This is a genomic window from Pontibacter sp. HJ8 (genome assembly GCF_054824225.1).
On sequence record NZ_JSYF01000415.1, the window covers coordinates 1 to 7,853 of the forward strand.

Sequence of the window (7,853 nt, forward strand, 5' to 3'; positions counted from 1 at the left end):
TCTGACGTCAGACTGCCTTTCTTTATTTTATTTAAGATGATTCTCAATACACAGCCACAGGGGCTTACTTGTTTAGAGAGTTGCTATTGTTCTTTTTCATGGCATCTGCGGCTTTTTTGCTGGCCAGGTCAGCATCCAGTTTGCGTAGCGTCTGCCACGATTGGATCAGGTTTTTAGGCGACTCATGCAGTTCGGCCTGTGGTGAGGCAGGGGGTGCTGTGCCTTGCTTTTCATTGGGAGCCCGCAGGTTATAGAGTTGGTGTTGTGCCTGGTTTGCCTTTTCGGTAGCTGAGTGGCTGCGGAATAAGGCTTCGTCTAGTGATTTATCTGGTTCCATAGTATTCGTTCGGTTTGTGGGTTAATGTTGGTGTTCGGCCTTCTCTTTTTTCTTTTCCTCCTCCTTTATAAAATTACTGACATAGCCGGCCACATCGTCGGCGCGTTCTTCCATCAGAAAGTGGCCGCTGTCTTCGAAGTGAAGCACATAACATTCGTGGAAAAACTTTTTCCAGCGCTGGAGTGCCTCTATTTTTACTAATTTATCACGCTCTCCCCACAGGATAAGGGTAGGGATGTCCCGTATCTTTTTCCGTTCTTTCCAGAGTTCGTCGTACCATTTGCTCACACCCACCAGCTCACGGGCACAGGCCAGCGAACTGACAGGCTCATCCGGATCGCCTAATGCCTTCGTATACTGCTCCTGAATCTTTTCGGGGAGCTTGCTCTCATGGCCAAAAAGCTCGTGTACCAACGTATTGGTAGTAACGTTCAGTTTGGAATGCAGAAACTTGCCCAGGGGACCGATCAGGTATTTGCTTGCCTTGGAAAAAGTCTGGTGACTCGACAAAGACCACGTCCAGGTGTTGAGCATGACAATGTTTTTGATTCTTTCGGGATGTTTGATCGCATATGCCAAGCCAATTGGGGCGCCGAAATCGTGAACGAGCAGCGTGATATCTTTGAGCTGGAGGTGCTCCATCAGCGATTCAAAGTTGAGGGCATGTGCTCTGGGCTTGTAGCTCCAGTCCTTTGGCTTATCCGACAACCCGAAGCCGATCAGGTCCAGGGCCACACAACGGTATTTTTTGCTCAGGATCTTGATCAGGTTGCGGTACACGAAGGACCAGGAAGGCGTGCCGTGAATCATCACGATCGGATGGCCTTCCCCTTCATCGATGTAATGCATTTTGCCTGCTTCTAACTCCAGGAACCTGGATTTGAAAGGATATTCTGTGGTGTCCAGCCAGTCTGGTTTCATAGATTCAATAGGGTATTTACCCTAATCTATACTTGAGATAGATGCGCAGGTTGTTGACAAAATTAAAAAAGCTGGCTGGAGTCGCTTTTTGGAAGCCTACAGTAGAATTAAATTTAAACACACATTTAGAAAGCTTTACATGCCGAGATTTATGTCTGGAGTGTCAGGTGTAGATGCCTTCACGGCATCAGGCAGGGAGGCGGCCCTGCACGGGCTGGAGCAAAGCTGGGCTTGATGGAGAACGGCTATACCTGCTGGAGAAAGTAAGCCTGGCACACCGGCGCCGTTCTGTCATCACGCCCTCTTAATCGGCCCGTCTACCCATACAGCATACAACCAGGCGCTACTCCAGGATACCAAAAAGGAGCGTTTTCAATTACAAAGAACGGCGTGCCAGGTTGGAGGCAGCGGGCTATACCTTCCTCCGAGCAGATTCAGACACGGAAGCCGTGCTGCAACTGCATAGGCGGGAGAGGCCAGAGTGCCTGAAAAAGCTGCGAGGGCTTTGCGATGACTATACCTGACAAGCACGACCAAAAGCCTTTGCTATACTTCAGGGACGCGGATAAATTTTTGCCTGGTTCGGAGAAGGCCGCTTTGCTGTGACTGAGGGTTCCACGTGAAGTAGACTATACCTCCCTCTGTAGCTTACCTAAGTGCCGGCGCCTGTCTCTCTATGTTGAAAGCCGTAAAAATTGCTACCAAGGCACTAAGATAAACCATACCGTGTATCAGCGGACAACACAGGATATGCTTCGCCTGTAGGGTTTGCTGGACATTGGGAGCGGGCCCTTGGCGGATTTTTTGCACTGGCCCTGTAAATCCTCAGCAGGCGTACCAAAGATCAGTTGAAATGTGTTTTGTCAGGTGATGGTGCGGATGAAATGTTTACCGGGTATAACAAGCACTCGGCTGAGTATCAGTTATTAAGCGGAGGGGAGGCATGAAAGCTGTAAAAGGTTGGCCTTTCCGCTGGAATTTATTGCCGGCTTCCCGCAACTCTTTTGCCGCTAATAAAGTAAGACAACTGCAGCGATTTGCTGAAGGTGCTGGTATGTCTGCCAAAGACCGTTACTAGCGGAAGGCCAACCGGGCCACTGTAGCAAACAATATGCTACTTGAAATTGATCTGATGACCCATGGATTAGAGGGGAAAAGCCTGTTTCAGGATCGCCAGGTTGTTGAATTTGCCTTTTCGTTGCCGGTAAGCTTTAAAATCGATGCCTCCATGCGAAAGAAAATCCTGTAGGAAACGTTCAAAAGCAGGTTACCCGAAGCGTTCTATAACATACAAAAAAGATTTGAAATACCATTGCTTAATTTGTTGCAGGAAGAAACCCGGCCAATGCCAGAAGCGTATTTGTCTGCCAATTTTATTGCAACGCAGCAGCTAACCAATCCGGATCAGATCCGGTGCCTCCTGAAGTGTATAATGGGTGCCAGTGGCCGAACCATACCGGCTCAGGCATGGAGCCTGATCGAATTCAGCAAGGGTGAAAGAAGTATATGTTCTGCCCGGATTAGCTGATATACAGAATGTAAGCAGGGATAATGATGTTTTATTTAAAGTAATTGTATAAAAACAGTAAGTTTGTACTATCCATATTATAATATTTACCTATGAGAATAGCTGTAGTTGGTACGGGATATGTGGGCCTGGTGACAGGCACCTGCTTTGCCGAAGTAGGCATTGACGTGACGTGCATTGACATCGACCAAACGAAAATAGAGAACCTCAAGCGTGGTGTGCTGCCCATCTACGAACCGGGACTGGAGGAGATGGTGGCCCGCAACGCACAGAAGGAGCGTCTATCCTTCAGCACGGACCTGAGCGCAAGCATACAGGGGAGCGATGTGGCTTTCATCGCCGTAGGTACACCTCCAGGCGAGGACGGCTCGGCTGACCTGAAGTACGTGCTGGCTGTGGCCAGAGCCATCGGGCAGCACATGACCGATTACATGGTAGTGGTGACCAAAAGCACCGTGCCTGTAGGGACGGCAGCCAAAGTGCGCCGCGCCATCCGGGAAGAACTGGAGGCACGCGGCGCCGACATCGCCTTTGATGTCGCATCCAATCCAGAGTTCCTCAAAGAGGGGGCTGCCATCGACGACTTCCTCAAGCCCGACCGCATCGTAGTAGGTATAGATTCAGAGCGTGCCCAGGAAATGATGAGCAAACTGTATAAGCCATTCCTGATGAACGGACACCCGCTCATTTTCATGGACATTCCTTCGGCTGAAATGACCAAGTATGCGGCCAACGCCATGCTGGCTACCAAAATCAGCTTCATGAACGACATCGCCAACCTTTGCGAGATCATGGGAGCGGATGTGAATATGGTACGCCGGGGCATTGGTTCAGACGCACGTATCGGTAACAAGTTCATCTACCCGGGCATTGGCTACGGAGGCTCCTGCTTCCCAAAAGACGTAAAAGCGCTCATCAAAACGGCAGCTGAAAATGGCTACGAAATGGACGTGCTAAAGTCCGTGGAAAATGTGAACGAAAAGCAGAAGTCAGTGCTTTTCAACAAGATCAGCAATTACTTCAACGGAGAGATGGCTGGCAAAACCTTTGCCATGTGGGGGCTTTCCTTCAAGCCGAAGACAGACGACATGCGCGAGGCACCTTCGCTGGTGATCATTGAGAAGCTGTTGGAGCAGGGCGCCAAAGTGCGTGCCTACGATCCGGTAGCCATGAAAGAGGCCCGGCACATCCTGGGAGACAGCATTGAGTATGGCAAAGACGAGTACGAAACCCTTATCGATGCCGATGCGCTGCTGCTGGTAACCGAGTGGCCGGATTTCCGGTCCCCTAACTTCGCCGTAGTGAGCAAGCTACTGAAGGAGAAAGTGGTATTTGACGGACGTAACATCTACGATCCGGTGGAAATGGAGCAGAAAGGCTTCACCTACTTCGGGATCGGTATTAAGCAAGGCGAAAAGCAGTTAAAAGCAACCGTATAATAATGGCCAGAAAACGAGTATTAGTAACAGGCGGAGCCGGGTTTCTCGGTTCTCACCTTTGCGATAGATTAATTGCCGAAGGCTACCATGTGATTGCGATGGACAATCTCATCACAGGTAACCTGGAGAACATCGAGCACCTCTTCAAACTGGAGCAGTTTGAGTTCTACCACCACGACGTGTCCAAATTTGTGCACGTGCCGGGTGAACTGGACTATATCCTGCATTTTGCCTCCCCGGCCAGCCCGATAGATTACCTGAAGATCCCGATTCAGACCCTGAAGGTGGGCTCGCTTGGAACACATAACCTCTTAGGACTTGCCATGGCCAAGGGAGCGCGTATGCTGATTGCATCTACTTCTGAGGTATACGGCGATCCGCAGGTGCACCCGCAGCAGGAAGACTACTGGGGCAACGTGAATCCGGTAGGACCGCGCGGCTGCTACGATGAAGCCAAGCGCTTCCAGGAGGCCATGACCATGGCCTACCACATGCACCACGGGCTGGAGACGCGTATTGTGCGTATCTTCAACACCTACGGCCCGCGCATGCGACTGGACGATGGCCGTGTATTGCCAGCTTTCCTGAGCCAGGCACTACGGGGCGAACCGCTGAGTATCTTCGGCGATGGCTCCCAGACGCGCTCTTTCTGCTATGTTGATGACCTGGTAGAAGGGATATACCGCCTGCTGCTGAGTGACTATCATATGCCGGTGAATATCGGTAACCCGTCGGAAATTACTATTAAGGAATTTGCCGAGGAAATATGCAAGCTCACCGGTGCAGAGCTTAAAATAGAATACCAGCCCTTGCCAACCGATGACCCGCAACAACGCCAGCCGGATATCTCTAAAGCAAAGGAGATACTTGGCTGGGAGCCAAAGGTAGACCGTGCCGAAGGACTCAAGAGAACGCTGGAATATTTTAAGGATAAGATCCAAATACCTGCTGAGCGGGTATAGAACGTCAACCGTAATTGCAGTCAAAAAAAAGGAAGGCCCCGATCTGTTGGGGCCTTCCTTTTTACTTTATAGATCGTCTAAGGCAGTATATCCTGCAGCCATACCTGCCTATGCCATTTGGTTGGTAGCGTCAAACTCCAGGGTAGACCAACCCATACAAAAATCCTTCCTAAGCCTGTTTCCCTAGTTCTTCTTATGAGCCTTCAAAAAGGTTTTTGCTTCCTTGTGGGCGGCAGCCTTCTTTTCTGAAGATTCCAATACAACGGCATAATAATGCTTCGCCATTTTGATGTCTTTTTCCTGTTTTGCAATGCGGGCCAGATTCAGGTAGGAGTTTACAAAGTAGCCTGAGTCCCGCTCATTGCTCATCTCTGCAAACATAATGGAGTTCTGGTAGTAGCTCTTTGCCTTTTGCAGGTCCCTGTACTTGTTCTGATTGATGTAAGCCAGAATATAGGACGCATAGCGACCGCTCACAGCCTCGTAGCCCGGCATTTGCTGATCCAGTTTGTTTAGTATGTCTAACGAAACACGTTCAGCCAAGGTAAAATGCCCCTGAACGAACAAAGCACGCGCATAAAAACGCTGGAAGTAGGCATTGTTGGGATATTTTGTTGCCAGATCATGCGCCAGTTCCAGGGCCGCTTCCATGTTGCCTTCCTCATTGGCATATATTTTCATGAGGAAAAACTTGGCTTCTGTGCCTGTATAGAAGCCTGTATTGGCTACATAGCGGAGTTGTTTGATCCCTAAGCGCTTGTCGCCGTTGGGGAAGAAGGCCAGCACGGGGCGAAGCATTTTATAATTCTCGTGTATCCAGACAGAGTAGTAGTTAAATAAAGCTTCCCCAAAAAGAAATTCCGGGCTCAGGCCGTTGCCGGCTTTGGCTTTTTCCAGAAACTCCAGGGAACGTTTGCTGGCTACGGTAGCCTTGCGCCAGTTGCTGCGTTCCGAGTGCAGGCGAGCCGTAAAGCCATTGGCAGCCGCCAGGAAAAAAGCTGCTTCAAAGTTCTTTTCGTCTCTGTCATACATTTTCTCTGCTTTTTGAATGGTGGAATCCATATAAGCAAAGAAAAGGTCGTCGTACTGCCGTGTCTGGATATTAGTCGGTACGATCTTCCACCACTGGCTGAGGCCCATGAGGAAGTAAGGCAAAGGGTGATCGGGGTAACGGCGGCGAAGCGACTTAAACTGTTTCTCAGCCAGTGCATACTTAAAGTTGTACATGTTATCCACAGCCCCCTCCAACTCGTACTGAATATCAAGGTCCATCAGGAGCATGCCTTTGACGTGGCCCGCACTCGGTATCACTTCCACAGACTGCATTGTGATTTCTCTCATCACCGTATCCGGCTGCACTTTATTCGTCTGGGCCGAAGCAAAGGCTGATATAAGAATACCGAGGAAAACAAATACAATCTTCTTCATGTGTTAAAAAGAAATCCGGGACGCAACGCTAATCACCTATTCCAGGACAGGCAGGTAATAAAAGTACAACAATTATATTAATTTTGAATTGATACAAAAGAAATAAAATATGAAACTCCTGAAGCAACTCTGCAGCATACACGCGCCATCCGGCAACGAGAAAGAACTGTCCGATTTTCTGCTTAACTATATAGAAGCGCATAAAGTTCAGTGGAAAAAGCAACCTGTCATACTTTATGGCGAAGGCTTTCAGGATTGTATTTTGCTTATATTCGGTAAGCCCCGCACGGCGATCTTCGCCCATATTGATTCCATTGGTTTTACAGTGCGCTATGGAAATCAGCTGGTTAAGATTGGCGGCCCGGACCTGGAGACAGGCTATCAACTGGTAGGGGAGGATGCCCAGGGAAAAATAGACTGTACCCTGGAGGTGGACGAAGAGGAGATGGAGCTCAGGTATAAGTATGAGCGGGAAATCGAGCGCGGTACGGAGCTGGTGTTTAAGTGCGATTTCAGGGAGACCGAAGAAACCGTGCAGTCGTGTTACCTGGACAACCGGCTCGGCGTATGGAGCGCCCTTAAAGTCGCTGAAACACTCGAAGATGGCATCATTGCCTTCAGCAGCTGGGAAGAGCACGGGGGCGGCTCCGTGGCTTACCTGTCCAAGTATATTGCGGAGCGCTACGGCGTGCATCAGGCCTTGATTTCTGATATCACCTGGGTGACGGAAGGCGTGCAACCAGGAAATGGGGTTGTTATTTCGATGCGGGACAGCCTGATCCCGAGAAGGGCGTACGTGCAGAAAATTATAGGTATAGCCCGGGAGTCAGGTATACCTTACCAGCTGGAAGTGGAAGGAGCCGGGGGCAGCGATGCCAAGGAACTACAGCATGGCCCCTACCCCTGGGACTGGTGCTTTGTAGGTGCCCCCGAGGACAACGTGCATACCCCAAATGAGATCGTGAACAAAAAAGATATCGACAGCATGGTGGCCCTCTACCAGGTACTGATGCAGAAGTTGTAACACCGAAGAATGGATTATAGAAAGGCCGGAGATAAAAACCGGCCTTTTTTTATGCCTTTTGAGGCGCGTAGCGGTAGGGTCCGTGTGCGGAGGAGGCAGGAAAGCCTAGCTTGGCTGCAAGCAGCTAGTAAATAAGAATATAGCGCCCGGTTGCCGCGTAAAGCTTTGCCGGTGAATATTTGGAAAAGTCAAATGAATAAACTTTCTTTAATAG

At 49.7% G+C, this 7,853-nt stretch carries 10 protein-coding genes; 7 read left to right on the plus strand and 3 right to left on the minus strand.

Going from position 1 to position 7,853, the window contains the following annotated elements:
- Positions 1 to 64: 64 nt before the first annotated feature.
- On the minus strand, positions 65 to 337 hold the full coding sequence (locus OB13_RS16755) for a hypothetical protein (protein WP_461491328.1): 273 nt from the start codon (positions 335 to 337) through the stop codon (positions 65 to 67).
- 21 nt (positions 338 to 358) lie between these two features.
- Complete coding sequence (locus OB13_RS16760) at positions 359 to 1,258, minus strand: alpha/beta fold hydrolase (RefSeq protein WP_461491329.1); 900 nt, start codon at positions 1,256 to 1,258, stop codon at positions 359 to 361.
- Positions 1,259 to 1,581: 323 nt separating this feature from the next.
- Here OB13_RS16760 and OB13_RS16765 point away from each other — a divergent pair, with 323 nt between their 5' ends.
- From OB13_RS16765 to OB13_RS16790, 6 genes are all read left to right on the plus strand, one after another.
- Positions 1,582 to 1,782, plus strand: coding sequence for a hypothetical protein (locus OB13_RS16765; protein ID WP_461491335.1), 201 nt, complete (start codon positions 1,582 to 1,584; stop codon positions 1,780 to 1,782).
- A 297-nt stretch (positions 1,783 to 2,079) separates the two neighbouring features.
- The gene (locus OB13_RS16770) at positions 2,080 to 2,205 is read left to right on the plus strand and encodes an asparagine synthase-related protein (protein ID WP_461491336.1); all 126 of its coding nucleotides are present in this window, start codon (positions 2,080 to 2,082) and stop codon (positions 2,203 to 2,205) included.
- Positions 2,202 to 2,336, plus strand: a complete 135-nt coding sequence (locus OB13_RS16775) for a hypothetical protein (RefSeq protein ID WP_461491330.1) — start codon at positions 2,202 to 2,204, stop codon at positions 2,334 to 2,336. The genes OB13_RS16770 and OB13_RS16775 overlap by 4 nt, the downstream gene beginning before the upstream one ends.
- A 54-nt stretch (positions 2,337 to 2,390) precedes the next feature.
- Positions 2,391 to 2,507: an asparagine synthase-related protein gene (locus OB13_RS16780; protein WP_461491337.1), complete on the plus strand. Its 117-nt coding sequence runs from the start codon at positions 2,391 to 2,393 to the stop codon at positions 2,505 to 2,507.
- A 371-nt stretch (positions 2,508 to 2,878) separates the two neighbouring features.
- Positions 2,879 to 4,225 (plus strand): UDP-glucose dehydrogenase family protein, encoded by a 1,347-nt coding sequence (locus OB13_RS16785; RefSeq protein WP_461491331.1) that lies wholly within the window; start codon positions 2,879 to 2,881, stop codon positions 4,223 to 4,225.
- 2 nt (positions 4,226 to 4,227) lie between these two features.
- Positions 4,228 to 5,187, plus strand: a complete 960-nt coding sequence (locus OB13_RS16790; protein ID WP_461491332.1) for a UDP-glucuronic acid decarboxylase family protein — start codon at positions 4,228 to 4,230, stop codon at positions 5,185 to 5,187.
- A 183-nt stretch (positions 5,188 to 5,370) separates the two neighbouring features.
- Here OB13_RS16790 and OB13_RS16795 read toward each other — a convergent pair whose 3' ends face one another.
- Positions 5,371 to 6,615 carry a tetratricopeptide repeat protein gene (locus OB13_RS16795; RefSeq protein ID WP_461491333.1) on the minus strand — a complete coding sequence of 415 codons (1,245 nt, stop codon included), beginning with the start codon at positions 6,613 to 6,615 and terminating at the stop codon, positions 5,371 to 5,373.
- A gap of 109 nt (positions 6,616 to 6,724) precedes the next feature.
- On the opposite strand from OB13_RS16795, the gene OB13_RS16800 reads away from it, so the two are divergent.
- The gene (locus OB13_RS16800; RefSeq protein WP_461491334.1) at positions 6,725 to 7,639 is read left to right on the plus strand and encodes a M20/M25/M40 family metallo-hydrolase; all 915 of its coding nucleotides are present in this window, start codon (positions 6,725 to 6,727) and stop codon (positions 7,637 to 7,639) included.
- The last annotated feature ends 214 nt before the right edge of the window (positions 7,640 to 7,853 follow it).

What these genes read in the sequence shown, in the direction of transcription:
- OB13_RS16760 (WP_461491329.1), bottom strand. Translation starts at nt 1,258, where the DNA reads ATGAAACCAGACTGGCTGGACACCACAGAATATCCTTTCAAATCCAGG.
- OB13_RS16785 (WP_461491331.1), top strand. Translation starts at nt 2,879, where the DNA reads ATGAGAATAGCTGTAGTTGGTACGGGATATGTGGGCCTGGTGACAGGC.
- OB13_RS16795 (WP_461491333.1), bottom strand. Translation starts at nt 6,615, where the DNA reads ATGAAGAAGATTGTATTTGTTTTCCTCGGTATTCTTATATCAGCCTTT.
- OB13_RS16780 (WP_461491337.1), top strand. Translation starts at nt 2,391, where the DNA reads ATGACCCATGGATTAGAGGGGAAAAGCCTGTTTCAGGATCGCCAGGTT.
- OB13_RS16755 (WP_461491328.1), bottom strand. Translation starts at nt 337, where the DNA reads ATGGAACCAGATAAATCACTAGACGAAGCCTTATTCCGCAGCCACTCA.
- OB13_RS16800 (WP_461491334.1), top strand. Translation starts at nt 6,725, where the DNA reads ATGAAACTCCTGAAGCAACTCTGCAGCATACACGCGCCATCCGGCAAC.
- OB13_RS16790 (WP_461491332.1), top strand. Translation starts at nt 4,228, where the DNA reads ATGGCCAGAAAACGAGTATTAGTAACAGGCGGAGCCGGGTTTCTCGGT.
- OB13_RS16775 (WP_461491330.1), top strand. Translation starts at nt 2,202, where the DNA reads ATGAAAGCTGTAAAAGGTTGGCCTTTCCGCTGGAATTTATTGCCGGCT.